Source organism: Bacillus sp. URHA0034 (assembly GCF_056280405.1).
Window position 1 is genome coordinate 4,783,947 of the sequence record NZ_JBWCDK010000002.1, and the last position, 26,331, is coordinate 4,810,277.

Sequence of the window (26,331 nt, forward strand, 5' to 3'; positions counted from 1 at the left end):
ACGCCCGCGGAAAGCGAAGCCGCCTGGAGCGGAAATCAACAGACAAATTACCTACAGAACTAAAATTTAAGGGGCTTTTTCAGTGCTCTCGCGGGCACAGCCTGTTTTTTATTGTCAGGAGCGTTTTAAGAAATGGTATAATAGTATAAGATTTTTAATATGGAGGAGTTTAGAATGAAAAAGCAAAAAAGACAAACCAATCAATCTAAACCAAAAAAGGAAGATGCTGCAGTAACACTGAAAGATCTGATTAATCCAGACTTAATGAAGCAGTTAAAAGCGCAACAAGACCAGTTAAAGGCTGAAGAAGATAGAAAGAAAGAAGAAGAAGAGCAAAGAAAACGAGAAGAACGAAGATTAAAAGAAAAGAACAAATCATTTGCAGAACTACTAAACGAGAGCGGTATGAATTGGAAAGAATTCAAATAAAAGGCTTTGTTAAACGATATTGTGTTTGTTATAACTCTGTTGATTGGAGCGGAAGGCGCTCGGCTCCTGCGGGAGTACGGGGCAGGGGAGACCCCACAGGCGCTTTCATCGCCGAGGAGGCTCCCCGGCACGCCCGCGGAAAGCGAGCGCCTGGAGCGGAAATCAACAGAAATATTTAACAGAGGCAAATAAAAAAGGAGAGCTTGATGCTCTCCTTTTATCTGTGTTCCTTATAAATACTGGGCTTTGTTAAGTCCTTAATGACCAACACTTCCTCCTCGGTCAGCGGAGTACTTCTTACCGCCGCAGCATTACTCTTAATCTGTTCCGGGCTGCTGGCTCCAGCAACAACCGAAGCCACAGCAGGGTTTGCTAAATTATATCGAAGTGCAACCTCTGTAAATGAACGATCATGCCCAAGTTTTTCTTTCAAGCGAGGTAAAATATCATTTAATTCATTATAACTGTAATCAAGATAGCCTTTTTCAGAAGCTTTACTCAGCAATTTATCACTAAGAAGGCCTTTAGCAAGCGGCCCGCGTGTCACAACGCTGATCCCATGTTCATGTAAAAGTGGTAAAGCTTCTTCTTCCGGTCTCCGATCTAACATGCTGTATTGCATCATCACGGAGACAATACTAGATTTGTTAATATATTCACGGATGACATTGGGGCGAATCGACGAGATGCCATAATAACGAATAAATCCTTCCGCCTTTAATTCCTCAAACGCTTCAATCGTTTCATCAATCGGGTCTTCAATTGTTCCGCCATGGAGTTGATATAAATCGATATAGTCAGTTCCGAGACGCTTTAAACTATTTTTTACTTCTTCCTTAATATAGGCTTTTGAAGCATCCCACGTCCAGCTAGTTTGATCAGGCTTCCATCGGTTTCCTACCTTTGTTGCAAGGATGACATTTTCTCGGACTGCTTTTAATGCCTGTCCCACGATTTTCTCATTTTCGCCAAAATCATAGAGATCGGCAGTATCAAAATAATTAATCCCTTCCTCAAGTGCCGCCTCGATGATCGATCTTGCAGTTTTCTCCTCTGTTCCGATCGACATACAGCCGAGGCCGAGTTCCGTAACGTACAAATCGGAATGACCTAGTTTTCTTTTCTTCATTATAAAACCCTCCTGCTCCTTTCCTTTAATATTAATAAACAATTGGGCAGACTACAAATGGAAGCTACTTTTTTTGCGATACATCTTTAATCCATTCAGAAATAAAAACATAATCCTTGTTATACTCTTTCAATTTCTGCATGATTTCCCAAGCCTTGCCTACAAGAGTAATTCCCTGCTCTCGGGTATACACCTTCATGACCATACCCCTCCAATTAAAGTATGGTAAAATGTATACGTATGTCTTTACGGAATAGAACAGGAGTTGACGGTAATGAACAATCTTACTGAGAAAACAATAAAAAGTGAAGAAATATTTTCGGGAAGGATTATCAGCCTTCATTTACAGGATGTCGAGCTTCCAAATGGAAAACAGTCAAAACGGGAAATCATCAAACACCCGGGAGCTGTCGCCATTATAGCCGTTACGGATGAAAATAAGGTTGTTATGGTGGAACAATATCGTAAGGCATTAGAAAGAACGATTGTTGAAATACCCGCTGGCAAACTCGAAAAAGGGGAAAATCCGGAATATTGTGCCCGGAGAGAATTAGAGGAAGAAACCGGTTATGAATGCAGCAGCTTGGAACTGGTAACATCTTTCTATACCTCACCAGGATTTGCGGATGAAATCGTCCACGTGTACTTCGCAAAAGGACTTACTAAAAAAGAAGATGCAGCAGGACTTGATGAAGATGAGTTTGTTAATCTAGAAGAATTAACTCTTGAAGAAGCCCAATCCTATATATCAGAACAAAAGATTTTTGATGCAAAAACCATTTTTGCTGTACAATACTTACAATTACAAGAGGCGTTGAAACATAAATGAACCGCTATTTTGTGGATCTACACATTCATATTGGTCGGACCTGGACAGGAAAACCGGTTAAAATTACTGGTGCAAAATCGCTGACATTTACCAATATTATTGAACATGCCAGGCATGAAAAGGGACTAAATATGGTAGGAATCATTGACAGTCATTCACCAGAAGTGATCTTGGAAATGGAGAGCCTTATTCAAAGCGGTGAAATCAATGAACATCCCGACGGTGGTTTGGTTTTCGGAGATTTAACGGTTATTCCCGGCTCAGAATTGGAGATTTATGATGAGCAGTCAAATGGTCCCATTCACCTGCTTATGTTTTTTCCTAATCTAACGATTATGCGGGAGTTTTCTTCCTGGCTTACAGGACATTTGAAAAACATTCAACTGAGTTCGCAGCGGATTTATGTAACAGGTCGGGTGTTACAAAAAAAAGTCAAAGACTTAGGAGGTATTTTCATTCCAGCCCATGTGTTTACTCCTTTCAAAAGTTTATATGGCAAAGGGGTACATAAGTCGCTGACCGAGGTTTTAGACCCGGATTTGATCGATGGAATTGAACTGGGGTTAAGCTCGGATACACAAATGGCAGACCAATTAGGAGAGCTTCACAAATATACGTTTGTAACCAACTCTGATGCCCACTCACTGGCAAAAATCGCTCGTGAATATCAGGTGATGGCCATGAAGGAGCCAACTTTTTTAGAATTACATAAAGCATTAAAAGGGGAAGATGGACGCCACATTATTGCTAATTATGGTCTCGATCCCTTATTGGGTAAATATCATAAAACAGTCTGTGCGGAATGTCTTAATCCACTAACCTCTGACGATCAAATATGTAATCTTTGCGGAAAAAATAAAATTATTAAAGGTGTGGCAGACCGAATCCTGGAGTTGAAGACCGCGGATGCCAGCCCGATTGGGCGCCCGCCATACGTCCATCAGGTACCGCTTGAATTCATTCCTGGATTAGGTCCGCGCTTGTTGGAAAAGCTGGTCAATCATTTTGGCAGTGAAATGGCGATATTGCATGAAGTTCCATATGAAGCATTAACTGATGTGGTACCCGCTAAAATTGCGGGGCTCATTCTGAAAGCAAGAGAAGGAAGCATTAATCTTGCAGCCGGAGGCGGCGGCAAGTATGGAAAAATTGCAGATTAAATCCCCGGCAGCCATTAAACTGCCGGTTTTTTTATGGTTAACATGCCATCAACCTGATAGATAAATCTATTAATTTTCGTCATAGAATAACTAGTTTAGCATAGACTGTACTAATCGACCTTTCGTAGTAGGAGGAAATTTAAGATGAAAAAACGATTGTACCAGTCAGATGCCGCCAGTTATTTTCGTGAACATTCCTCAATCTTTTTGTTTATTGTTGTTTTATTTTTAATGGGAGTAATCTTTGGAGCAATAGTCGTCAATAGCATGAGCATTACCCAAAAGGAAGATTTATTCTATTATTTATCCCAATTTTTTGGCCAAGTTTCCGATGGAACGGTAACAGACGACAACGATTTATTTTTGCAAAGCTTTTTACACAACAGTAAATTTATTGGCCTTATGTGGATTTTAGGAATCTCGATTATTGGCCTTCCGATAATATTAATTCTCCTATTCCTTAAAGGAATGGTTGTAGGTTTTACCGTGGGATTCTTAGTCAGTCAAATGGGCTGGAAAGGCTTTCTGTTAGCATTTGCGTCCATACTTCCGCAGAATCTGATTATTATTCCAGTGTTTATTTTGATGGCAGCATTCTCAGTCATTTTTTCAATGAGGATGATTAAACGTCAATTTATGAAGAAATATGCTTCGCCAATCATGCCGTTTTTTAAACGTTATATTGTGGCCTTAATCGCCGCTGTACTATTTATTTCCGCGGCCTCAGGAGTGGAAGCGTATTTGTCACCATGGTTAATGAAAAGTATCATAAGCTCGGTTGCATTAAAATAATTATTACTTGGTAATTATTATTGAGTCTTATTTATAATAATTTTATTTTGAATCTCTTTCTTCATCTGTTATAATGAAAATTAACAGTGGCGAGGGAGGGCCTTCAGGATGGAAACTAGAATTGAGAGAATTAAGAAACAGTTGCATTCAGCGAGTTATAAATTAACTCCTCAGCGTGAAGCAACCGTTCGAGTTTTGTTAGAAAATGAAGAGGATCATTTAAGTGCAGAAGATGTGTACCTCCTCGTAAAAGAAAAATCGCCTGAGATTGGTTTAGCAACTGTTTATCGAACATTGGAATTGCTAACGGAATTAAAAATTGTCGATAAAATAAATTTTGGTGATGGAGTCTCACGTTATGACCTTCGTCAAGAAGGAGCAGCCCATTTTCACCACCATCTTGTTTGTATTGAATGCGGTGCTGTTGATGAAATCCAAGAGGATTTACTAGAAGATGTGGAAGCTGTTGTTGAGAGTAGATGGAACTTTAAAATAAAAGACCATCGCCTAACCTTTCATGGAATCTGTCATCGCTGCCTGGATAAGGATGAAGAAGAGGAAACTGAATAATATGAAACCAAAAGTCTCTTTCATTGAAAGGACTTTTTTCTTTTGTGTCAACTCCCAACCAGGTATATATTTTGTCCATTTTGGCATACCTTTTAATAGAAAGTAGTATTGGAGGAAGTTAAATGGTCTCTTTTTTTAAAGTGGCGTTCCAAACATTAAAGGTGTTTATCATTTTCACTGGGTGCACGATTCTCTTTTATTATGGTATCATGTGGGTATCTGAAGAATATCAAAATTATCATCGCTATGATGAGCCGGAAGGATCTGCGTTAAAGGTTTCAAATGCGGTGAAGGAAGACAGTTCATCAGTGATAGACCGGCTGATGTTGTTTTATTTAAATGGGGAGTAATCGTAATGGAAAACCAATTAAAAGCTTTTTTGGATTACTTAATAGTAGAAAAAGGGTTGGCTAAGAATACGATTATTTCGTATGAACGAGATTTGAAGAGCTACCTTCACTATTTAAAAAGTGTGGAAGTCATTCAGTCCTTTAATGAGATTCAGCGTATTCATATTATCCATTTTTTAAATTTTTTAAAGGACCAAGGAAAATCATCAAAAACGTTGGCAAGACATATTGCCTCTATTCGAGCGTTTCATCAATTCTTACTAAGAGAAAAGGCAGCAGAGGGGGACCCTTCCGTTCTGATCGAAACTCCTAAATCGGAAAGAGCTCTTCCAAAGGTTTTGAGCTTAGTGGAAGTAGAGCAACTGTTAAATGCACCCATCCCAAATGATCACTTCGGTTTAAGGGACAAGGCCATGCTGGAGCTCTTATATGCAACAGGTATCCGGGTAAGTGAGTTAATAGCTTTGGAAAAAGACGATGTTCATTTAACACTTGGGTTTATTCGTTGCATCGGAACAGGAAGCAGAGAGCGGATTATTCCAATCGGAAAAACGGCTTTGACTGCAGTAAAGCAATATTTAGAAAATGGTAGATCTCATTTTGTTACGGAGAAGCACAAGGATGATGCATTTTTCTTAAATCATCAAGGGCATCGATTAACAAGACAAGGTTTTTGGAAAATATTAAAAAAACTGGCACGTGAAGCTGGCATTAATAAAGAACTCACTCCTCATACCCTTCGCCATTCTTTTGCCACACATCTGCTTGAGAATGGTGCCGATTTAAGGGCGGTTCAAGAGATGTTAGGACATGCAGATATATCCACAACACAAATATATACCAATGTTTCAAAATCAAGAATCATGGATGTTTATACTAGATTTCATCCCCGAGCTTAATAGAATAATAGCCTTAACAGGCTTTATTCACAAAAGTGTAAAAAGTCGTCCTGAATTTTGGCGGCTTTTTTCTTGTATTTTTAAAAACTTGGAGTAAAATATAGATGTCAGACTTCTGACGAATGAATAAATCAATCACTTTCATAAATCTATTTTTAAGAGGACAACCTATAGCTGTCTGATTCTTGTTTGCAAACGTTTTCGATGCCAAAGGAGGTAGTAGTGTATGACTGCAAATACATACAAACGTATATTTATCATCGTAATGGATTCGGTTGGAATCGGGGAAGCACCAGATGCTGAGAAATTTGGAGACAAAGGTGCAGATACATTTGGTCATATAGCCGAAAGAATGCATGGTCTGAATATGCCAAATATGGGACTATTGGGATTAAGCAATATTCGCGAGATTAAAGGAATCAATAAAGCAGAAAACCCCTTAGCTTACTATACAAAAATGATGGAGGCTTCAAACGGAAAGGATACGATGACAGGTCATTGGGAAATTATGGGCCTTAACATTCAAACGCCTTTCCGTGTTTTCCCGGAAGGTTTCCCGGATGAGCTTGTTGCAGAATTAGAAAAACAAACAGGCAGAAAGATTATTGGAAATAAACCTGCAAGTGGAACAGAAATACTAGATGAGCTTGGCGAGGAGCATATGAAAACAGGGGCATTAATAGTCTATACTTCTGCAGATTCTGTTCTTCAAATTGCCGCACATGAAGAAATAATCCCGCTTGAAGAGTTGTATAAAATTTGTAAGATCGCTCGTGAATTGACACTTGATGAAAAATATATGGTAGGACGTGTTATTGCACGGCCATTTTTAGGTGAACCAGGCAACTTTAAGCGTACCCCAAATCGTCATGATTATGCTTTAAAACCTTTTGATCGAACTGTTATGAGTGAGTTAAAAGACGCAGGTTTTGATGTCATTGCGATTGGTAAGATTTCTGATATTTACGATGGTGAAGGGGTAACAAAATCTCTCAGAACGGTATCCAATATGGATGGAATGGATAAGCTGGTTGAAACCTTTGATATGGATTTCACAGGTATCAGCTTCTTAAATTTGGTTGATTTTGATGCATTATTCGGTCATCGCCGTGATCCAGAAGGCTATGGAAAGGCACTTGAGGAATACGATGCCCGCCTGCCTGAAGTGTTTGCAAAAATGAAGGACGATGATCTGTTAATGATCACAGCCGACCATGGAAATGACCCTATTGCCCCAGGGACAGATCATACGCGTGAATACGTCCCATTACTTGTCTACTCAAAGAGTATGAACGGGGGGAAGGAACTTCCATTAAGGGAAACATTTGCAGACCTTGGTGCGACAGTTGCTGACAACTTCCATGTTAAGTTGCCTAACTACGGCAAAAGCTTCTTAAATGAATTGAAATAAAGAGAGGGATAAAAATGAATATTGACAGCATCCATAATGCAGCTCACTTTTTAAAGGGGAAATATCAGACAACACCAAAATTGGGTCTAATACTAGGTTCAGGTCTTGGTGTCCTAGCGGATGACATCGAAAATCCGGTTAAAATCCCCTACAACCAAATACCAGATTTTCCTGTCTCAACAGTAGAAGGTCATGCTGGACAATTAGTTTTCGGTCAGTTAAATGGAGTAGAGGTTGTGGCTATGCAAGGCAGATTTCATTTCTATGAAGGCTACAGTATGGATAAAGTAACATTCCCAGTTCGTGTTATGAAAGAAATGGGTGTAGAAATGTTAATTGTAACGAACGCTGCTGGCGGGGTGAATGAGAGTTTTTCTCCTGGCGATTTAATGATTATCACAGACCATATTAATAATATGGGAACAAATCCTCTGGTTGGACCAAATGATGCTAATCTAGGCGTTCGTTTCCCTGATCTTTCTGAGGCTTATTCGAAAGAATTACGTAAGATGGCAAGAGATATTGCTGACAGGCTAAACCTCAATGTCAAAGAAGGCGTCTATTTTGGTAATCCCGGTCCTGTTTATGAAACGCCGGCTGAAATCAGAATGGTTCGTATTTTAGGCGGAGATGCTGTAGGGATGTCCACTGTCCCAGAGGTGATTGTAGCTCGTCACAGTGGAATGAAGGTTCTGGGAATTTCCTGTATTTCTAATATGGCAGCCGGTATCCTTGACCAGCCATTAACACATGATGAAGTGATTGAAACTACAGAAAAAGTCAAAGCCGATTTCCTTTTATATATTAATGAAATTGTTAAAGGAATGGTCCAGTAATCCGCAAGCCCCCTATAAAAAGGGTTCGAAAATGATCTTGAAAAATGTGGTGATATTTAATGAGAATGGTTGACTTAATTGAGAAAAAGAGAGATGGACAAGAATTATTAACAGAAGAAATAAAATTTATCATTAACGGGTACACAGACGGATCGATTCCTGATTACCAGATTAGTGCTTTAACAATGGCTATCTATTTCAAAGGTATGACGGAAAGAGAAAGAGCAGATTTAACAATGGCAATGGTTGAATCGGGGGATCAAATTGATTTATCACAAATTAAAGGGATTAAGGTCGATAAGCACTCTACAGGCGGCGTGGGTGACACCACCACACTTGTTCTTGGCCCTCTTGTAGCTGCCGTCGGTGTACCAATAGCCAAAATGTCTGGCCGCGGTTTAGGCCACACAGGTGGAACGATAGACAAGTTAGAAGCAGTTAAAGGCTTCCATGTCGAAATAAAAAACGAAGAATTTATAGATTTAGTTAATAAAAATAAAATAGCTGTTATTGGACAGAGTGGAAACTTAACGCCAGCTGACAAAAAGCTTTATGCATTACGGGATGTTACCGCAACTGTCGACAGTATTCCACTTATAGCAAGCTCGATTATGAGTAAAAAAATTGCCGCTGGGGCGGATGCTATTGTCCTCGATGTGAAGACGGGTGCCGGTGCGTTTATGAAAACATTGGACGATTCGAGGGAGTTAGCAAAAGCAATGGTACGAATCGGGAATAATGTCGGCAGAAGGACAATGGCTGTTATCTCGGATATGAGCCAGCCGCTTGGTTATGCAATTGGAAATGCCCTAGAAGTTAAAGAGGCAATTGATACCCTAAAAGGCGAGGGTCCAGAGGATTTAACTGAATTGTGTTTAACCCTTGGAAGTCATATGGTTTACTTGGCTGAAAAAGCTAGTTCGTTAGAAGAGGCCCGCCACAAGCTTGAGAACGCTATTAAAGACGGTTCCGCACTAGAAAAATTTAAAGTCTTTTTAAGCTCACAAGGTGGAGATTCCTCTATCGTTGATAACCCTTCAAACATGCCGCAGGCAAAATATACGTTTGAATTAGAAGCAAAAGAAGATGGCTATGTAGCGGAAATTGTAGCCGATGAGGTTGGAACAGCAGCTATGATCCTTGGTGCAGGGAGAGCGACAAAAGAATCTACGATTGATCTAGCAGTTGGTCTAGTCTTACGAAAGAAAATCGGTGACCAAGTGAAAAAAGGGGACTCCCTCGTTACGATTTACAGCAACTTTGAAAAGGTAGACGAAGTTAAACAGAAGCTTTACGAAAATATTAAGATTACAGCTGAAAAAATAGAAGCTCCAATCCTTATTCACGGAGAAATAACAGAATAGGAATAGACAGGGTGACAGGCACGTTTACGGTGCCTGTCACCCTTTTTCATTTCACAAGCTTATTTAATTTGGGAATATAGGAAATAATTGTATAAATTAAGTCGAAATGGAAAAAATGGATTCTATAAAGAATGGAGGGTTATGCGAATGAAACGATTTGTCTCTTTTTTAGTGACATCTTTTTTACTAACAAGTTTATGGATTCCGTCTGCATTTGCTGCTGAAGAGAAAAAGAATACTGATATTGTCAGCAATGTTAAATCCGCTATTTTAATTGAACGAGATACAGGCACAGTGTTATATGAAAAGAATAGTAACCAAGAGCTGCCGCCTGCGAGCATGACAAAAATTATGACGATGCTCCTGATTATGGAGGCAATTGACGAAGGCAAACTATCCTGGAATGAAAAAGTAAGAGCAAGTGAGTATGCAGCTTCCATGGGAGGTTCGCAGATTTTCCTCGAACCAGGCGAAGAAATGACAACAAAGGAAATGTTAAGAGGCATTGCGATTGGCTCAGGAAATGATGCATCCGTAGCAATGGCTGAAAGAATAGCAGGCTCTGAAGATGCGTTTGTGGATATGATGAACGCTAAAGCCAAAGAACTAGGATTAAAGCATACATTCTTTAAAAATACAACGGGCCTTCCTGTCAGCGGCCACTATAGTACCGCAGCTGATATGGCGATTATGGCAAAAGAACTGCTTAAATATGAAGATATCACAAAATTTACAGGCAGGTACGAAGCGTATCTTCGCGAAAATACGGAAAAAAAATTTTGGTTGGTAAATACAAATAAATTAGTCCGTTTTTATCCGGGAGTAGATGGATTAAAAACAGGTTTTACAGCAGAAGCAAAGTATTGCTTAACAGCGACAGCCCAAAAAGATGGTATGCGTGTGATTGCTGTTGTATTTGGTGCACCAACCTCAAAGGAAAGAAACGCACAAGTAACTAAATTGCTAAACTATGCCTTTGCCCAATATCAAACACATCCAATGTTTAAAAGAAGTCAAACGATAGGATTGGTTAAAGTCAGCAAGGGAAAAGAAAAAAAAGTTGAAGCAGTAACCAGTGAACCGATTTCCATCCTTACGAAAAAGGGTGAAAAAACCCAGGATGTGAAGCAAAAAGTCATTCTACAAAAAAATCTAAAAGCTCCAATCTCCAAAGGAGATCAGGTAGGAACCATTAAATTAACCAAGAATGGAAAAGTAATTCTTGAAAGTCCATTAGTAGCTAACAAGAGTGTGAAAGAGGCAGGCTGGTGGACGCTTTATAAGCGTGCATTTGGAATGTTTACAAAGTCTGGAAAATAATCAGCATCCCCAAAAATAAAAATACCTTTTTTGGTATTGTCGAAACTTCAACCTACAATTCTAATTTTAGCGAAAAAGGACTAGTTTTGTATGTAGAGAAGGATATTTTCGATAAAAAAGCGAATTGACTCACTATACCAGATTAAGGAGGACGGGAATAGTGAGTCTTAACATTGACATGGAAACCAAACACGATGTTTTATGCATTCGCTTAAGCGGGGAGTTAGACCATCACACAGCGGATGAACTTCGTGAACAAGCTGCAGCTGTTATTGAAAAAAATAATATTCACCATATTGTTTTAAATTTAGAACAACTCTCTTTTATGGATAGTTCAGGATTAGGTGTTATTCTAGGAAGATATAAACAAATAAAGCAAGTGCACGGTGAAATGGTGGTATGTGCGATTTCCCCTGCAATACAAAGATTATTCGATATGTCTGGTTTATTCAAAATCATCAAAATGGAACCGACTGAGGAATTTGCATTGCAAAGATTGGGGGTGGCCTGAGTGAAGAATGAAATGAATCTTCAATTCAGTGCTTTAAGTCAAAATGAGTCGTTTGCCCGTGTAACCGTCGCCGCTTTTATTGCCCAGCTTGATCCAACAATGGATGAGTTAACTGAAATTAAAACAGTCGTATCAGAGGCTGTAACAAATGCAATTATTCATGGCTATGAAAATGATCCAAGCGGGATCGTTTATATTCAGGTAACAATTGAGGACAGTCTAATTGATATGACAATTAAAGATGTTGGTTTAGGTATAGCAGATGTGGAGGAAGCTCGTCAGCCATTATTTACAACAAAGCCGGATTTGGAACGGTCCGGTATGGGATTCACCATCATGGAAAATTTCATGGATGAGGTAGAGGTTCATTCACAGCCAGGCAGCGGAACCGAGGTTAGATTACGGAAGCATTTACAACTTAACAAGATGCTTTGCAATTAAGGAGACTTGCCGATGGATGTGGAGGTCAAGAACGATAAAAGTCAACCATACTTAAAGGATCATGAAGTAAAAGAGCTCATTAAAAAGAGCCAAGCTGGAGATCAAGAATCTAGAGATTTAATCGTTGAAAAAAATATGCGTCTTGTTTGGTCTGTTGTCCAGCGCTTTCTAAACAGGGGCTATGACCCGGATGACTTATTTCAAATTGGTTGTATTGGATTATTAAAATCTGTTGATAAGTTTGACCTTTCCTATGATGTCAAATTTTCCACTTATGCAGTACCAATGATTATTGGTGAGATCCAACGTTTTATTCGTGATGATGGGACTGTCAAGGTGAGCCGATCATTGAAAGAAATGGGGAATAGAATTCGAAAAGCGAAAGATGAGCTATCGAAAACGCTTGGAAGAATTCCGACTGTAAACGAGATTTCAGTTCATCTGGAACTATCACCAGAGGATGTAATCCTTGCCCAAGAAGCGAGCAGGACACCATCATCCATTCATGAGACGGTTTATGAAAATGACGGAGATCCAATCACCTTACTAGACCAAATTGATGATGGCAATGAAGGAAAATGGTTTGATAAAATTGCATTAAAAGAAGCAATTCGTGAACTTGATGAACGAGAAAGACTAATTGTTTATTTGCGATACTATAAAGATCAAACCCAATCTGAAGTGGCCGTAAGGCTGGGGATTTCCCAGGTGCAGGTTTCCCGGCTTGAGAAAAAGATATTACAGCAAATGAAGGACCGCATGGATCTCTGATCCATGCGGTTTTTCATTTACTTACATGAAAGGATTGAATTTTATCCATACTATTGATGAGGAAATCAATGTGTGGGAAGTGAATGTTTTGGAAAAAACAATCTACATCCGCATGCGGCATCGTGTTCATGTCCGACCAGAAGAAAAGATTTATTTAAAGGATGTTGCCCAGATCATTGCCCCAGAAGCGGTCCTGATGAAATTACAATCAATGATGATTTATCAAGTAACAGAGTTGGATCGAAATATCATCGTCATAGATGTGATGGAGATTATCAAGAAGATAACCACAACAATTGAGGAGGCCGAAGTTCAATCCATTGGTCCGGCTCAAACCATCGTTGAAGTGGTTTTTAAGAAAAAAGAGGTTTCTTTGCCTATTTTTCTCCTCATATGGTTTTTATTATTTTTTGGTTCAGCGATGACGATTATGAATTTCCATGATGATGTAAGTATGCAGAGCGTTCAGGAAAAAATATATACCATCATTACGGAAAAAAAGGCAGTGAAACCATTGCTCTTCCAAATCCCCTATTCTATTGGTCTTGGATTGGGAATGATTCTTTTTTTCAACCATGTGTTTAAACACCGATTAAATGAAGAACCGAGTCCACTTGAAGTAGAAATTTTTAACTATCAGCTTGATTTAGATAATTATGTAGTGATCCATGAAAATAAGGAAAGTATGAAGCATATTGATGACGATTAAAATCCTGTCGGTAATCTTTATAGGTCTTGCAAGTGGATTGATGGTAGGCGCTGGTTTTGTTGCATTTTTAACTGTATTAGGGATTATCCCTCGATTGACACAGCTTTCGAAGTCAATGAGAATGATTCATTTTTATGAATGGGCTGTTGTGTTGGGAGTACTAGCTGGAGTGTTCGCAAGCTTAAGGGACCCGGCACTACATATCTCTGCCTATTTTTTAATCCCCTTGGGGCTTACTGGGGGGGTGTTTGTCGGAATGCTGGCCGCAGGGTTAACTGAGGTTGTAAATGTGTTTCCCATTCTTACTAAAAGAATCCGGCTGGATGGACAAATTATAATTCTAATCATGGCAATCGTGTTAGGGAAAATTTTTGGGTCGATTTTTCAGTGGCTCTATTTTATAAAACAATAAAAAATTGAAAATAGGCTGCTGACACCTCTAAATTTATAAGACCGACCACATTACTCTTTTATTAGGAAGGGACATCAAAGTATGAGTATTCGGAGGCACGTCATTTTAGTTACTGACGGTGATGAATATGCAAAAAGGGCTGTTGAACATGTAGCCCAAGAGATTGGTGGGCGTTGTATTACCAGTTCCTATGGAAATCCTTCCAAATTATCAGGGCCGGAAATCGTGAAGTTAATAAAAAAAACACCGCATGATCCAGTATTAGTGATGTTTGATGATAGTGGTATCGTGGGGGAAGGTGCTGGCGAATCGGCTTTGAAATATGTTGCCACACATGAGGATATTGAAGTTTTAGGGGCCATAGCAGTTGCCGCAAGATCCAGACATGAGGAATGGACAAGGGTCGATGTCAGCATTGATCGTGAAGGAAACTTAACTCCATATGGTGTTGATAAATATGGAATACAAGAGCTTGAACTAGGAAGGATAAATGGGGATACAGTTTATTGTCTTGATGAATTAGATATCCCTATTATTGTTGGAGTAGGAGATATTGGAAAAATGGCTCGGCACGATTCGTATAAATTGGGTGCTCCAATCACCAAAAAGGCTGTAGAACTTATACTTGAAAGGAGTGGCTTTCATGTCAAGGAGCAATGAGCAAAAATGGCCGATCCCTGAATCAGTAAATGAGATTGAAAATTATATGAAACAAAGAGTCGGTCTGGGCGTCAGTTTTGACTTAGGTGTTAGAAAGCTAAAAGTTCTCCAGAAAGATGTACAAATATATTACTGTAATGGTCTTTGTGATACCCGTTTTATCATTGAATTAATAGAAGAATTAGTTCAGCTAAATGACCATAAAAAACAAGCAACAGATATTTATAAGCTTATTTATAATCGGCTTCTCAATCAATCCGTACAGCCAATTCATAAATTAGATGAACTCGTGGATTTAGTCCTTTCCGGTCAGATTGTCGTCGTTATTGAAGGTGAAAATACCGCATTAGCCGTTGATGTACGAAGCTATCCCGGGCGGACTCCTCAAGAACCGGATACGGAGAAGGTTGTTCGGGGTTCACGTGATGGGTTTGTTGAAAATATCATCTTAAATACGGCGCTAACGAGAAGAAGAATTCGGGATGAGCGCCTGCGTTTTGAAATGATCAAAGTAGGCGAGAGGTCAAAAACAGATGTAGCACTCGGCTATTTAGAGGATGTCGCAGATGCTGATTTATTAAATATTTTAAGAAAAGAAATTAAAGCGATTCAAGTAGACGGGATTCCGATGGGAGATAAAACGATTGAGGAATTCATCGTAAAACAAGGATGGAATCCTTTTCCAATGGTTAGATATACGGAAAGAGCAGATGTTGCTGCAGCCCATATATTAGAGGGTCATGTCATTATTTACTGTGATACATCACCAAGTGTCATTATTACTCCGGCAACCTATTTTCATCATGTTCAGCACGCTGAAGAATTTCGTGAATCCCCGGCAATGGGAACCTTTGTTAGATGGACAAGATTTTTAGGGATCATAGCTTCTATCATACTACTGCCACTTTGGTTACTATTTGTGTTGGAACCGTCACTATTACCTGAAAATATAGAATTTATTGGACCGAGTAAACAAACCAATATTCCGGTAGTTGTTCAATTACTATTAGCTGATTTTGGTATTGAGTTTTTAAGAATTGCCGCTATACATACTCCAACCCCGTTATCAACGGCAATGGGTTTAATTGCCGCAGTTTTGATTGGACAGATTGCAATAGATGTAGGACTGTTCGTTCCGGAAGTCATCCTTTATGTTGCGGTGGCAGGAATTGGTACTTTTACAACCCCTAGCTATGAATTAGGTGTAGCAAATAAGATTGCCAGAATGATACTTATGATTTTGGTAGCATTGTTCCATACACCTGGATTGGTGATTGGAAGTACTGTGATGTTTTTATTTGTTGTCAATTTGCGTGCCTTTAACACACCATACTTTTGGCCTTTTCTTCCTTTTGAACCAAAAGGATTTATCCAAATTCTCGTTCGTCGTGCCATTCCAGGCGCCATGCTGCGCCCAAGTATTGTTCGGCCGCGAAATCGTTACAGGCAGCCGCCAGGTGCGAATAAGAAATAATGTTTATTTGTAATTGCAGTTTTATTTAAGTTGTGCTAAAGTTATTTTATTTAAATAAAGGGCTAAAGTTATTAAAAAATAGGCAGTATCTTTTGCAGATTCTGTCTATTTATTTGATGGTTGTCTCATAGACTATAGTAGCGCAGTAGGAGAGAGGGAGAGGGGAATGTATTTTTACGGATCAACAGGTGTAAATAAGAACGGAAATTTAGAAATAGGCGGAGTTGATGCCGTTGAGTTAGCACGGCAATATGGAACTCCTCTGTATGTATATGATGTAGCTTTAATGAGAGAAAGAGCACGGGGGTTTAAGCAAACATTTGAAGATTTAAATGTTGTTGCCCAGGTAGCATACGCTAGCAAAGCTTTTTCAACCGTAGCAATGATTCAGTTGGCCGAGGAAGAGGGATTATCTCTGGATGTAGTATCTGGAGGGGAGTTATATACTGCTATCGTTGCTGGTTTTCCGGTGGAAAGAATTCATTTTCACGGAAATAATAAAAGCAGAGAAGAGTTGGAGATGGCATTAGACCACAAGATTGGCTGTATTGTCGTTGATAACTTTTTTGAACTCAATCTGTTAAAAGAACTGTGCCGGGAAAAAAATGCAACTGTGAATATTCTTTTAAGGGTAACCCCTGGTATAGAAGCACATACTCATGATTATATCTTAACCGGACAAGAAGATTCAAAATTTGGCTTTGACCTTCAAAACGGACAGGCAGAAGATGCATTAAAAATGGCAATTGAAAATAAATTCTTCGATGTTCTTGGTCTGCATTGCCATATTGGGTCGCAGATATTTGAAACTACTGGTTTCTTATTGGCAGCAAAAAAAATTGTTGACAAGCTAGAACAGTGGAAAAATCAACTTTCTTTTGAAGCTAAAGTTCTAAACTTGGGCGGCGGCTTTGGAATCCGTTATACAAAGGAAGATGAACCAATTCTTCCGGCGCAATATGTCCGAGAAATCATTACCGAAGTAAAACATTTAACGGAACAGCATTCCCTAAAAATGCCGGAAATATGGATTGAGCCAGGGCGCTCGCTTGTTGGTGATGCTGGTATTACTTTATATCAGGTTGGTTCATCAAAGGATGTCCCAGGTGTTAGGAAATATTTGGCTGTTGATGGGGGGATGAGCGATAACATCCGTCCGGCCCTTTATCAAGCGAAATATGAAGCCGTGCTCGCTAACAAACCATTAGCTAAAGCAAATCAAACGGTCTCTATTGCCGGAAAGTGCTGTGAATCAGGTGATATGTTAATATGGGATCTTCCGTTGCCGGAAGCTGGGGAAGAAGACATCCTCGCAGTATTTTGTACAGGGGCATACGGTTATTCAATGGCAAACAACTATAACCGGATTCCTCGCCCGGCGGTAGTATTCGCGGAAAACGGCACGGCCACACTTGTGGTGAAAAGAGAATCCTATGAGGACTTAGTCCGCCTGGATTTACCATTAAAATAAGCTAGAGGTTTGTGCTATTATTACTAGCATTTAGAAAAGCTGCCGCATTTTTTGCGGCAGCTTTTATTTTAAATTTTTATGAAAAAATAGATTTTATTGCATCAATCAACCATATGAAAAATTGTTTAAGCTTCTCTAAAAAACCTTGCCCCTGATCAGATTGTAAAAATTTAGAAATTTGATCTTTAGCTTTATTAAGCTGATCGCCAACCTGGTTCCAGTCAATATTTAAATCGATCAGCTTATTAAAAAAATCCATTAACCTGTTTATTTCGACTTCTGATAAGGTCACATTTAAATCTTTAGCAGCTTGTTCAATGATGTTCCGTAATTCTGTATCATTTTTTGGCTTATTCTTGGCAATTTCCTCTTTTATTTTTGCAATTAGTGCAGCGGCATTCTTATCTCCAATAGAGTCGCCTAGTTTTGCTGTTTCCACCATTTCTTCATTTGCTGCCTGTTTTACTGCTTCAGGAATTGTTTTATCCGCAGAAATTTCATATGCCTTAATAATTCCTGTTAAAGCAGCTGTTCCAGATACAGAAATAGGGGCAGTAATATAGATGTTAGCATCTTTAACCCCAGCTGTAATCAGGGCATTGACATACATCTCATCTGTAACCCAGTTGATATTCTTTGTTTTAACCTTAATCCCCGCACCCTTAGAGGAAATGGTTATGGCAGATGAGGAAATAGCCTTGGTACCAATAAGAGATTTCGCAATGTATTTTCCTAAATATTGATGTTCTTCTTGATTTGTAACAGTAACAATTTGTACATCAGCAGGTGCTCCCATCTCAGCTAATAAATTACTTTTTTGTTCTGATGTTAAATTTTCTCCTAGAGTAACAATCATATCCCCTTCAGCCATGTCTGCTAAACTATGGGTAGGATAAAGGCTAATAAGTGATATGAGTAGAAGAATGAGCAATCTTTTCATTTTATGCCTCCTTGATGTTTAACCAATCTTAAAATAAATATCAAATCTCTTTTTCTAATATAACCGAAACTTCTAATATTCACGAATTTTTTATCTAGTAGTTTCATAGTTTTGAAACTTTGGTGGACATTCTCGAACAGTTAAAAGAGAGAATAGATTATTTTTGTTATATAGTGTAGAATGGTGGCAGGATAGAATGCTTTTGGAGGAACTTTCTATTATGAAAAGTAACTGGTTGTTATTTTGTATCCTTGTTGGTCTCACTGTAATCTGGGGATTAATTTACTGGATTTTTATTGTTCCTAGTAAATAATGGATACTTTTATTTGGTTAATGCCCATTATTTATGTATGATGTTCTATAGTGAAACACTATAATTCAAATTACATATAATGAATAAAGGTTTATTATTTAATGATTGGGAAAAAATATACTATTGTTAAACCCGACAGAAAAACGGTTTATTTAATATAATGAGGGATCAAAATGTTAATTCGATACAAGAAGACTTTCGAAAAGATTGCCATGGGTTTATTGTCCTTTATGCCGGATGAAAAGGACTTAAAGAAGCTTCAGTTAACCATGAAGGAATATGAAACAGAAGAGAATTGGCAGCTTTTTCTTTGGAAGGAAGAAGATATAATTGGGCTGCTCGGTGTGCTCTTTGATCATTCGGGCAATCAGGTTATCATTCAGCATATTTCTGTAAACCCGTCACATCGGTTCCAAGGGATAGGGAAAAAAATGGTGAAAGCATTAAAAGGAATGTATACAGATAAAGTAATTATTTCGAATGAGAACACGGCTCCATTTATCGAAAAATGTGATGTTTGCTAAAAAGGCAACGGATTAGTCGTTGCCTTTTCTTAATTTTACAGCTTGATCTCTTTCTGCCATAACACTTGTTCGATCCCGTAGGACGTGTCGATGGACGAGATGATTATTTGCGACGTCACTGTCCATCCCCCAAACAAATCCATTCTGCTCGCAATTTCTCTTGGCCATTTCCAATAGAGCTAGATCCGCTATTGGCAAGTTAAAACTACTATATCTTTGATGATTAGTGATAATGGAAAGCCGCTCCTTTAATAAATCTTGAAGCAATAAAGAGTCAATTCCAAGCTTTAACACACAATCGGATTGTGTTTTAAAAATCTTTATCGCTTTTTCTAATGTTCTTTTGGCACCATTAAAGTTATTTCTCCGGTGATGATAGGTCGAAACTGCTAATAAGATAAGGCCCACCCAGATGGAGTTTTTATTTCTGACATCGTTTTTTTTCCAATATTCTTCAAGTATTTCATGGCACTCAAAATAATCTCTGTCACCATGGAAATGAGCTAAAAATTGGAGATACTCTTTTGGGTACAAATAAATCACCTCTTTATCGAATGAAGTGTGTGTATGCTTAGTTTAACATATGAGGCTTGTCCATTTAACAGTAAAAAAAAGATCCGCCAAATTGACGGACCCTTTGTTGCCAAATTCTTATTGCCTAACTATGCATCCTGCCGGAGCTCTCACACTTCTTAGTAAACCCAGGAAGCACCAACAATAATTAACAAAATGAATAAAACGACGATTAAAGCGAAACCAGATCCAAATCCGCCATCCATATGAAAGACCTCCTTGATAATTTTTCTTCTTTTCCTTGTCATCATATGTAGCGTATTTGTCCATTGTTATGGGCAAACACCCTAACTTGTGTTTAACATCTAAAGGTTGAATTTTCTATTGGATAACAAACTTGAATCCTCTATACTAATAATAGTCAGTGAGACTAGTGAACAAAGCTAATTTTATATTTAGAATTTTGGTGAATGAAAATGCCTTATCAGGTAAAAATCGATGCATTTGAAGGGCCGTTAGACTTACTACTCCATTTGATAAACCGGCTCGAAATTGATATATATGACATTCCGGTAGCTGAAATTACAGAGCAATACTTACTGTATATTCAAACAATGAATGAACTGCAGCTAGATGTTGCCAGTGAGTTCTTGGTTATGGCTGCAACATTGCTTGCCATTAAGAGTAAAATGCTTTTACCGAAGCATGAAGAGGTGTTAAATGAAGCCGACCCAGAAATCGCTTATGAGGACGATCCTAGAGATGAGCTGGTGGAGCGCTTAATTGAATACCGAAAATATAAAGAAGCCGCCCATGACCTGAAAATTTTGGAGGAAGAACGTGGGCTTATGTATACCAAACCCCCAAGTGATCTTTCTGATTTTACAAAAGAAATCAAGCCTGAACCGACAGAATTGAACGTATCTTTGTATGATATGCTTGCTGCCTTCCAGAAACTTTTGCGCAGAAAAAAATTGCAGCGGCCGATGGCAACAAAGATTGCTCGTCAAGAAATTTCGATTGAAAAAAGAATGACTGAAATAATGAATGAATTACAGCAATTGCAGGGAAGGAAAAATTTTAATGACTTGTTTCCTTACCCAGGAAAAGAGCACATTGTAGTCACTTTTCTGGCCGTATTGGAACTAATCAAGAGAAAAGTCATAGATGTAGACCAGAAAGAAAATTTTGGGGATATATTTGTGGAAGCTGTAAAGGAAGGGGCAAATTAGATGGAAATTATTAATTGGAATAGCATACTAGAGAGTCTATTATTTGCCGCCGGAGATGAGGGTCTATCCCTAAAACAACTTGCTGAGGTATTGGAAGTAAGTGAGCTGCATGCTAGTGAAATGATTGAGGATTTGCGTCAAGAGTATGACCGTGATGATAAAAGGGGCATTATGATTGTTCAAATGGCTGGTACATTTCAACTTGCCACTAAAAAGGAAAATGCCGCCTATTTAAAAAAATTAGTAGATTCTCCTCATACTTCTGCCTTATCACAGGCTGCTCTAGAAACATTGGCGATCATAGCTTATAAACAACCGATTACCCGTGCCGAAGTTGAGGATATCCGTGGAGTGAAAACAGAACGTCCACTTCATACCCTAATGGCAAAGGTGTTAATCAAAGAGGTTGGAAGAGCAGAAGGAACAGGACGTGCTATTTTGTATGGAACAACAAAAGAATTTTTAGACTACTTTGGGTTAAAGAACTTAAAAGAACTACCGCAGTTACCAGAAAAAGTCGAAGAAGAATATGTCCAGGCGGAAGCGGACTTGTTTTTTGAGAAATTTCAGGAAACAATTAACTCTTAACTCAATCTTCTGATGGAATTTATGCTAAAATAAATATAAATTCAAAAAATGTTTGTTTTATTGTGCAGCCAGCTGATAAGGAGAGGGAGTACATTGCTAATCAAAGAGTGTAAAGGGTATGAATTGGAGAAAGAAAAATCAAATACTTCAGAGGACTTTTTTAACAGAAGTGAAGTTACGTTTTTCGAAGATGGACAGGAAAAAACGCTTCATGTTTTATACGTAAGGTATTTTGATGAGCTCTTTCAAGAGTTTACTCCGTACAAACAAGATCCTATTATAAATCAAGGAGCCAATGCAGTTTATTTTAAGGATATTGTTGCACTTGTTTGTCTCTTAAAAAATCCGGGACTTCGCAGTCGAAAAAGATTATATATTAATTCTAAGCACGAATTTGCTTCCTATTTTCAAGATATAAATTTTAATAAATTACCTGAAGTATTTCTAGGTATTCAGCAAAACAAAGAGTTTGAACTCAGTTCACCACTTGAGTTCATTTTGCAATCACATTAATAAGCACAGCAAATTTAGGAGGGTAATTATGGGAAATACCTTAGTAAAAACACAACTTAATGATGTAAAAGAATTCTTAACAAAATCAATCTCTACACTAGAGGATTTTTTAAATGAAACCACCATCTCGCAATTAAATGTAGAAAATGAAGAAGACCGAATTTACGTTAAATTAATCCTGGCAAACATGCGGAAGTTGGTTGTTTATAGTGAAGAGGGGTTAGAGGCATGCTCAGTCATTTTACAAAGCGAGCCTTTTCAAAAAGCTGCGGCTGAGAAAACTCTATATAAGATTTATCATCAATGTATTGAAGAATTTTTCTCACCAAAGAATGATGCATGGTTTGAAAATAGCCGCTCGGCCTATACAGGGAGGAACTCGATCAAATTCTATCGAAATGTATCTGAAAAAATATCAGCGCTTATCAAGAGCTTAGAAAGTGATTTCCAAAGAATAAGGGAAGAACTTGAATATTATGAAACAGATTATCGAACTAAAATGATTCAATCGAAATAATCATAAATGGTTTAACTGGGTTGAAAAATTTTTATATATTTTACAAAAGACTGTCCACCGTTGGACAGTCTTTTCTCGTTCTTATTCCCTTTAGTCTCTCATAACCTTAAAAAGATTACTTAAAAGCTGAAATGAGGGAATCAGATGGGACGTTTTAGCAATTATGTGAACGAATTATTTGTTTGGAATGAGCAAATGAAACAATTTCTTCAATCTGAACAGGTAGGTCAAGACGCGGAATTATGGGATAAATTAGATGAATTTACGGAATTAATTGAAAGTACGAATCGAGAACTATCTAACGAGGAGCTGATCAGTCTTCAAGCAAAGGCAGAAACTATTCATCAGCAAATGGAATATTATTTCAGGAATAAACAAGAAGTAGGTAAGATTTGGGTGGTGGAAAAAACACTCCCACCCGGTGGACATTCATTACCGGATCTTCCCTACGACTATAACGCCTTAGAACCGTACATTAATGGGGAAATCATGAAGCTGCATCATGACAGGCATCACCGTTCCTATGTGGACGGATTAAATCGTGCTGAAGTTAATTTAAAGAAAGCTAGGGAAACGAATGACTTTTCGTTGGTTAAGCATTGGTCAAGAGAGCTTTCGTTTCACGGATCAGGCCATTATTTGCATACGATTTTTTGGAATAACATGAGTCCAAATGGCGGCGGTAATCCACAAGGTTTACTAAAAGAAGAAATAGACAATTATTTCGGAAGCTTTAATGCCTTCAAGCGTCAATTTTCAGAGGCTGCCAAGCAAGTAGAGGGTGTTGGCTGGGCAATACTGGTTTGGAGTCCAAGAGCAAGGCACTTGGAGGTCCTTCAAACTGAGCGTCATAATCTCCTAACACAATGGGATACAATTCCATTACTTGTTTTGGATGTATGGGAGCATGCTTATTACCTGCAATACAAAAACAATCGAAGTGAATATGTTGACAAGTGGTGGAATCTAGTAAATTGGCATGATGTAGAAATGAGATATGAAAAAGCAGCCGACATAAAATGGCCGGCATTTTAATTTAGAAACTCGCTAATCGGCGAGTTTTCTTTATTTAGTGTCATAACATAACTCGTCCAGCATAAACTTGTACAAACAATAAAAGCGGAAGCGCCTTGACCAGGGGCGACAGGCATAAGACGAGCCGACGAGAAGGCTGTCCTTTAGCCTTCTTGACGGATTGGCTTATGACCCCGAGCCCCTAGGCGCTGGAGCTGGATAGTAGAAAAGCGGAAGCGCCTTGCCTGGCGCTGAAGTTAGACAAGTTGATAGATATAAAGGAGACGAGGTTAATCTGATGAGACTGATTTCAAAGCTAGTTATTATAACCCTCATGATCTCACTCTTGATCGTAAACATTCCTCAAAAGGCTGCTGCTTCCCCTGGTGTAAGTGCTGCGAGTGCCGTATTGATTGAACAAAAATCTGGGCGGGTCTTGTTTGAAAAGGATGCACATACAAAGAGAAGAATCGCAAGTATCACCAAAATCATGACGGCTATCCTTGCGATTGAATCGGGAAAAATGAACCAGTATGTAAAGGTGAGTGAACAAGCAACAAGAGCTGAAGGGTCTTCAGTTTATTTAAAACCCGGTGAAAAGATTAAACTTAAAGACCTTGTCTACGGCTTAATGCTGAGGTCTGGAAACGACACGGCAGTGGCTATTGCTGAGTATGTTGGCGGAAGTGTAGAAGGCTTTGCTTATTTAATGAACCAGAAGGCAAGGGAAATAGGGATGTATGATACCCATTTTGCCAACCCACATGGACTAGATGATCATGAAAATCATTATTCAACCGCCTATGATATGGCCATCTTAATGCGTTATGCGATGCAAAATAAAACCTTTCAGAAAATATCAGGCACAAAGGTCTACCGTGCTCCGAACCCCACTGAAGATTGGGATCGAGTATGGAGAAACAAAAATCGCCTCCTAACCAAATATAAATTTGCTACTGGCGGAAAAACAGGATACACAAAACGAGCAAAACGGACATTAGTGACAACCGCAACAAAAGGAGATATGGACTTAATTGCTGTAACCTTAAACGATTCGGATGATTGGAATGACCATATTTCTATGTACGAAAACGGATTTAAAGGTTTCGATATGGCGGAAGTGTTAACAAAGGGAAAGGTGGATATATCCAAAAACAAACTTTATAAAGGCCATTTATTTCTCAAAAAGTCGATTATGTACCCGGTAACGAGTAAGGAGATGGACCAATTTTCGATTAAATATAAATTGGAAAAGCCTAGTAAAAACCTGATTGCCTCCCACAATGAGACCATCGTGGGTAAGGCTGAAGTTTATTTGAATGGCAGAGTTGTCGAAGAAGCTCCAATTTATTTCGAAAAGGTTCAGAAAAAAGAAGAAGAAGGGATTGCTTAGATCTATAAAAGAAATGTTTCTATCAGTTATTGGTGTGAACGTCAATGGTTAACTATATATGGGTTGCTATGACTATAATTGGTATCGTCTTTGCACTAATAAACGGCACCATGGAAGCAGTCAATAAAGCTGTTTTTGATGGAGCCAAAGAAGCAGTTATTTTATGTATTGGGTTAATCAGCGTCCTTGTTTTTTGGCTTGGTATGATGCGTATTGCTGAGGAATCAGGACTACTTCAGAAGCTTACGAAACTTTTCAGACCGATTGTAAAAAGAATATTTCCCGATGTACCTGCCAATCACCCTGCAATGGGCTATATCCTATCTAATATGATTTCTAACATGTTTGGTTTAGGAAATGCGGCAACCCCTCTTGGAATTAAAGCAATGGAAGAACTGAAAAGATTAAATGGAGGGAAACCTGAAGCCTCTAGAAGTATGGTGACCTTTTTGGCCCTTAATACTGCCAGTATTACCATAATCCCGACAACCGTAATTGCGATAAGAATAAACTATCATTCGGGATCGCCAACAGAGATTGTTGTTCCAACCATTATTGCTACCATTCTCTCAGCAATAGGTGCAATACTGATTGACCGCTATTTTTATTATCGCAGAAGTCGAAAAGGATGATGAAGTTATGGGGTTCATTTCGTATATTTCGCTAACTTTTATTCCTTTACTGATAGGAATTATTTTATTGTATGGAACGTATAAGCGGGTACCGACCTATGAAAGCTTTGTTGAGGGTGGAAAAGAAGGAATTAAGATTGCTGTATCGATCATTCCTTTCTTGGTGGGGATGCTTGTAGCCATCTCCATTTTCCGCGCATCAGGTGCATTGGACGCGTTAATGAACTGGTTAAGACCTTTTATGAGAACAATGGGGGTACCAGCCGAGATTGTGCCATTGCTCATTATCAGACCGATTTCAGGGACGGCAGCATTAGGAATGACAAGTGATCTAATTGCAGTTTATGGTCCTGATTCCTTTATTGGACGACTTGCATCTGTCCTTCAAGGAAGTACGGATACTACCTTCTATGTATTAACCGTTTACTTTGGTGCAGTCGGAATAAAGAAAATGGGAGATGCTCTAAAGGTGGGCCTTCTAGCAGATGTAGTCGGGATTATTGTCTCGATTTTAGTAGTAGCCCTCATTTTTGGTACAACCTAATAAATGCGATCTTGGTATGTTCCGATTGGAACATGCTTTTTTTGTGTAATTAATGCCCGTTACTTTGAAA

33 protein-coding genes are annotated in these 26,331 nt (G+C 38.7%); 28 read left to right on the forward strand and 5 right to left on the reverse strand.

The features are described 5' to 3' along the window. The first annotated feature begins 174 nt into the window (after positions 1 to 174). Positions 175 to 429, forward strand: coding sequence for a YqkE family protein (locus ACZ9EE_RS25050; RefSeq protein WP_476031337.1), 255 nt, complete (start codon positions 175 to 177; stop codon positions 427 to 429). Between the two features lie 217 nt (positions 430 to 646). On the opposite strand, the gene ACZ9EE_RS25055 is transcribed toward ACZ9EE_RS25050, so the two are convergent. Together ACZ9EE_RS25055 and mciZ are read right to left on the reverse strand one after the other, a co-directional pair. After that, positions 647 to 1,558: an aldo/keto reductase gene (locus tag ACZ9EE_RS25055; protein ID WP_476031338.1), complete on the reverse strand. Its 912-nt coding sequence runs from the start codon at positions 1,556 to 1,558 to the stop codon at positions 647 to 649. A 64-nt stretch (positions 1,559 to 1,622) separates the two neighbouring features. Further along, positions 1,623 to 1,757, reverse strand: a complete 135-nt coding sequence (gene mciZ / locus ACZ9EE_RS25060; RefSeq protein WP_476031339.1) for a Z-ring formation inhibitor MciZ — start codon at positions 1,755 to 1,757, stop codon at positions 1,623 to 1,625. Between the two features lie 75 nt (positions 1,758 to 1,832). On the opposite strand from mciZ, the gene ACZ9EE_RS25065 reads away from it, so the two are divergent. The 18 genes from ACZ9EE_RS25065 (at position 1,833) to lysA (ending at position 17,538) form a co-directional block, all read left to right on the forward strand. Further along, positions 1,833 to 2,387: an NUDIX hydrolase gene (locus ACZ9EE_RS25065; protein ID WP_476031340.1), complete on the forward strand. Its 555-nt coding sequence runs from the start codon at positions 1,833 to 1,835 to the stop codon at positions 2,385 to 2,387. After that, on the forward strand, positions 2,384 to 3,547 hold the full coding sequence (locus ACZ9EE_RS25070) for an endonuclease Q family protein (RefSeq protein ID WP_476031341.1): 1,164 nt from the start codon (positions 2,384 to 2,386) through the stop codon (positions 3,545 to 3,547). Before ACZ9EE_RS25065 ends, ACZ9EE_RS25070 begins: the two co-directional genes overlap by 4 nt. A 144-nt stretch (positions 3,548 to 3,691) precedes the next feature. Next, complete coding sequence (spoIIM, locus tag ACZ9EE_RS25075) at positions 3,692 to 4,339, forward strand: stage II sporulation protein M (protein WP_476031342.1); 648 nt, start codon at positions 3,692 to 3,694, stop codon at positions 4,337 to 4,339. Between the two features lie 108 nt (positions 4,340 to 4,447). Then, on the forward strand, positions 4,448 to 4,909 hold the full coding sequence (gene fur / locus ACZ9EE_RS25080) for a ferric iron uptake transcriptional regulator (RefSeq protein ID WP_476031343.1): 462 nt from the start codon (positions 4,448 to 4,450) through the stop codon (positions 4,907 to 4,909). Positions 4,910 to 5,031: 122 nt separating this feature from the next. After that, complete coding sequence (locus ACZ9EE_RS25085) at positions 5,032 to 5,259, forward strand: YqzK family protein (protein ID WP_476031344.1); 228 nt, start codon at positions 5,032 to 5,034, stop codon at positions 5,257 to 5,259. 5 nt (positions 5,260 to 5,264) lie between these two features. Beyond that, entirely contained in the window at positions 5,265 to 6,158 is an 894-nt protein-coding gene (xerD, locus tag ACZ9EE_RS25090) for a site-specific tyrosine recombinase XerD (protein ID WP_476031345.1), read from the forward strand. A gap of 226 nt (positions 6,159 to 6,384) precedes the next feature. Further along, positions 6,385 to 7,569, forward strand: a complete 1,185-nt coding sequence (deoB, locus tag ACZ9EE_RS25095; RefSeq protein ID WP_476031346.1) for a phosphopentomutase — start codon at positions 6,385 to 6,387, stop codon at positions 7,567 to 7,569. 14 nt (positions 7,570 to 7,583) lie between these two features. Further along, positions 7,584 to 8,405 carry a purine-nucleoside phosphorylase gene (locus tag ACZ9EE_RS25100; RefSeq protein ID WP_476031347.1) on the forward strand — a complete coding sequence of 274 codons (822 nt, stop codon included), beginning with the start codon at positions 7,584 to 7,586 and terminating at the stop codon, positions 8,403 to 8,405. Between the two features lie 59 nt (positions 8,406 to 8,464). Next, positions 8,465 to 9,769 (forward strand): pyrimidine-nucleoside phosphorylase, encoded by a 1,305-nt coding sequence (locus tag ACZ9EE_RS25105; protein ID WP_476031348.1) that lies wholly within the window; start codon positions 8,465 to 8,467, stop codon positions 9,767 to 9,769. 147 nt (positions 9,770 to 9,916) lie between these two features. Beyond that, the gene (locus tag ACZ9EE_RS25110; RefSeq protein WP_476031349.1) at positions 9,917 to 11,089 is read left to right on the forward strand and encodes a D-alanyl-D-alanine carboxypeptidase family protein; all 1,173 of its coding nucleotides are present in this window, start codon (positions 9,917 to 9,919) and stop codon (positions 11,087 to 11,089) included. A 160-nt stretch (positions 11,090 to 11,249) separates the two neighbouring features. Then, the gene (gene spoIIAA / locus ACZ9EE_RS25115; protein ID WP_476031350.1) at positions 11,250 to 11,600 is read left to right on the forward strand and encodes an anti-sigma F factor antagonist; all 351 of its coding nucleotides are present in this window, start codon (positions 11,250 to 11,252) and stop codon (positions 11,598 to 11,600) included. Then, positions 11,601 to 12,041 (forward strand): anti-sigma F factor, encoded by a 441-nt coding sequence (gene spoIIAB / locus ACZ9EE_RS25120; RefSeq protein ID WP_476031351.1) that lies wholly within the window; start codon positions 11,601 to 11,603, stop codon positions 12,039 to 12,041. Positions 12,042 to 12,053: 12 nt separating this feature from the next. Further along, positions 12,054 to 12,812 (forward strand): RNA polymerase sporulation sigma factor SigF, encoded by a 759-nt coding sequence (sigF, locus tag ACZ9EE_RS25125; protein WP_476031352.1) that lies wholly within the window; start codon positions 12,054 to 12,056, stop codon positions 12,810 to 12,812. Positions 12,813 to 12,900: 88 nt separating this feature from the next. After that, entirely contained in the window at positions 12,901 to 13,521 is a 621-nt protein-coding gene (locus tag ACZ9EE_RS25130) for a stage V sporulation protein AA (protein ID WP_476031353.1), read from the forward strand. After that, positions 13,511 to 13,933, forward strand: coding sequence for a stage V sporulation protein AB (locus ACZ9EE_RS25135; protein ID WP_476033087.1), 423 nt, complete (start codon positions 13,511 to 13,513; stop codon positions 13,931 to 13,933). Before ACZ9EE_RS25130 ends, ACZ9EE_RS25135 begins: the two co-directional genes overlap by 11 nt. Before the next feature lie 81 nt (positions 13,934 to 14,014). Further along, positions 14,015 to 14,593, forward strand: coding sequence for a stage V sporulation protein SpoVABEA (spoVAEA, locus tag ACZ9EE_RS25140; RefSeq protein WP_476031354.1), 579 nt, complete (start codon positions 14,015 to 14,017; stop codon positions 14,591 to 14,593). Next, positions 14,577 to 16,067 carry a spore germination protein gene (locus ACZ9EE_RS25145; RefSeq protein ID WP_476031355.1) on the forward strand — a complete coding sequence of 497 codons (1,491 nt, stop codon included), beginning with the start codon at positions 14,577 to 14,579 and terminating at the stop codon, positions 16,065 to 16,067. Before spoVAEA ends, ACZ9EE_RS25145 begins: the two co-directional genes overlap by 17 nt. A gap of 166 nt (positions 16,068 to 16,233) precedes the next feature. Beyond that, complete coding sequence (gene lysA / locus ACZ9EE_RS25150) at positions 16,234 to 17,538, forward strand: diaminopimelate decarboxylase (RefSeq protein WP_476031356.1); 1,305 nt, start codon at positions 16,234 to 16,236, stop codon at positions 17,536 to 17,538. A 76-nt stretch (positions 17,539 to 17,614) separates the two neighbouring features. On the opposite strand, the gene ACZ9EE_RS25155 is transcribed toward lysA, so the two are convergent. Continuing rightward, a complete protein-coding gene (locus ACZ9EE_RS25155; protein WP_476031357.1) occupies positions 17,615 to 18,478 on the reverse strand; it encodes a DUF1002 domain-containing protein in 864 nt (287 codons plus the stop codon). 486 nt (positions 18,479 to 18,964) lie between these two features. On the opposite strand from ACZ9EE_RS25155, the gene ACZ9EE_RS25160 reads away from it, so the two are divergent. Then, positions 18,965 to 19,315: a GNAT family N-acetyltransferase gene (locus tag ACZ9EE_RS25160; RefSeq protein ID WP_476031358.1), complete on the forward strand. Its 351-nt coding sequence runs from the start codon at positions 18,965 to 18,967 to the stop codon at positions 19,313 to 19,315. A gap of 12 nt (positions 19,316 to 19,327) precedes the next feature. Here ACZ9EE_RS25160 and ACZ9EE_RS25165 read toward each other — a convergent pair whose 3' ends face one another. Together ACZ9EE_RS25165 and ACZ9EE_RS25170 are read right to left on the reverse strand one after the other, a co-directional pair. After that, positions 19,328 to 19,849, reverse strand: a complete 522-nt coding sequence (locus tag ACZ9EE_RS25165) for a DUF309 domain-containing protein (protein WP_476031359.1) — start codon at positions 19,847 to 19,849, stop codon at positions 19,328 to 19,330. Positions 19,850 to 20,007: 158 nt separating this feature from the next. Continuing rightward, the gene (locus ACZ9EE_RS25170; protein ID WP_160722190.1) at positions 20,008 to 20,094 is read right to left on the reverse strand and encodes a YjcZ family sporulation protein; all 87 of its coding nucleotides are present in this window, start codon (positions 20,092 to 20,094) and stop codon (positions 20,008 to 20,010) included. Positions 20,095 to 20,304: 210 nt separating this feature from the next. Here ACZ9EE_RS25170 and ACZ9EE_RS25175 point away from each other — a divergent pair, with 210 nt between their 5' ends. From ACZ9EE_RS25175 to ACZ9EE_RS25210, 8 genes are all read left to right on the forward strand, one after another. Beyond that, a complete protein-coding gene (locus tag ACZ9EE_RS25175) occupies positions 20,305 to 21,060 on the forward strand; it encodes a segregation/condensation protein A (RefSeq protein WP_476033088.1) in 756 nt (251 codons plus the stop codon). Further along, positions 21,061 to 21,648: an SMC-Scp complex subunit ScpB gene (gene scpB / locus ACZ9EE_RS25180; RefSeq protein WP_476031360.1), complete on the forward strand. Its 588-nt coding sequence runs from the start codon at positions 21,061 to 21,063 to the stop codon at positions 21,646 to 21,648. It begins immediately after the preceding gene. 93 nt (positions 21,649 to 21,741) lie between these two features. Then, positions 21,742 to 22,161, forward strand: a complete 420-nt coding sequence (locus ACZ9EE_RS25185) for a hypothetical protein (RefSeq protein ID WP_476031361.1) — start codon at positions 21,742 to 21,744, stop codon at positions 22,159 to 22,161. Between the two features lie 28 nt (positions 22,162 to 22,189). Continuing rightward, positions 22,190 to 22,678 carry a YpuI family protein gene (locus tag ACZ9EE_RS25190; RefSeq protein ID WP_476031362.1) on the forward strand — a complete coding sequence of 163 codons (489 nt, stop codon included), beginning with the start codon at positions 22,190 to 22,192 and terminating at the stop codon, positions 22,676 to 22,678. A gap of 144 nt (positions 22,679 to 22,822) precedes the next feature. Further along, entirely contained in the window at positions 22,823 to 23,713 is an 891-nt protein-coding gene (locus ACZ9EE_RS25195) for a superoxide dismutase (RefSeq protein WP_476031363.1), read from the forward strand. A gap of 277 nt (positions 23,714 to 23,990) precedes the next feature. Next, a complete protein-coding gene (locus ACZ9EE_RS25200; RefSeq protein WP_476031364.1) occupies positions 23,991 to 25,085 on the forward strand; it encodes a D-alanyl-D-alanine carboxypeptidase family protein in 1,095 nt (364 codons plus the stop codon). A gap of 44 nt (positions 25,086 to 25,129) precedes the next feature. Beyond that, complete coding sequence (locus ACZ9EE_RS25205) at positions 25,130 to 25,717, forward strand: nucleoside recognition domain-containing protein (protein WP_476031365.1); 588 nt, start codon at positions 25,130 to 25,132, stop codon at positions 25,715 to 25,717. A 7-nt stretch (positions 25,718 to 25,724) separates the two neighbouring features. Next, entirely contained in the window at positions 25,725 to 26,261 is a 537-nt protein-coding gene (locus ACZ9EE_RS25210) for a spore maturation protein (RefSeq protein WP_476033089.1), read from the forward strand. Positions 26,262 to 26,331: the final 70 nt, after the last annotated feature.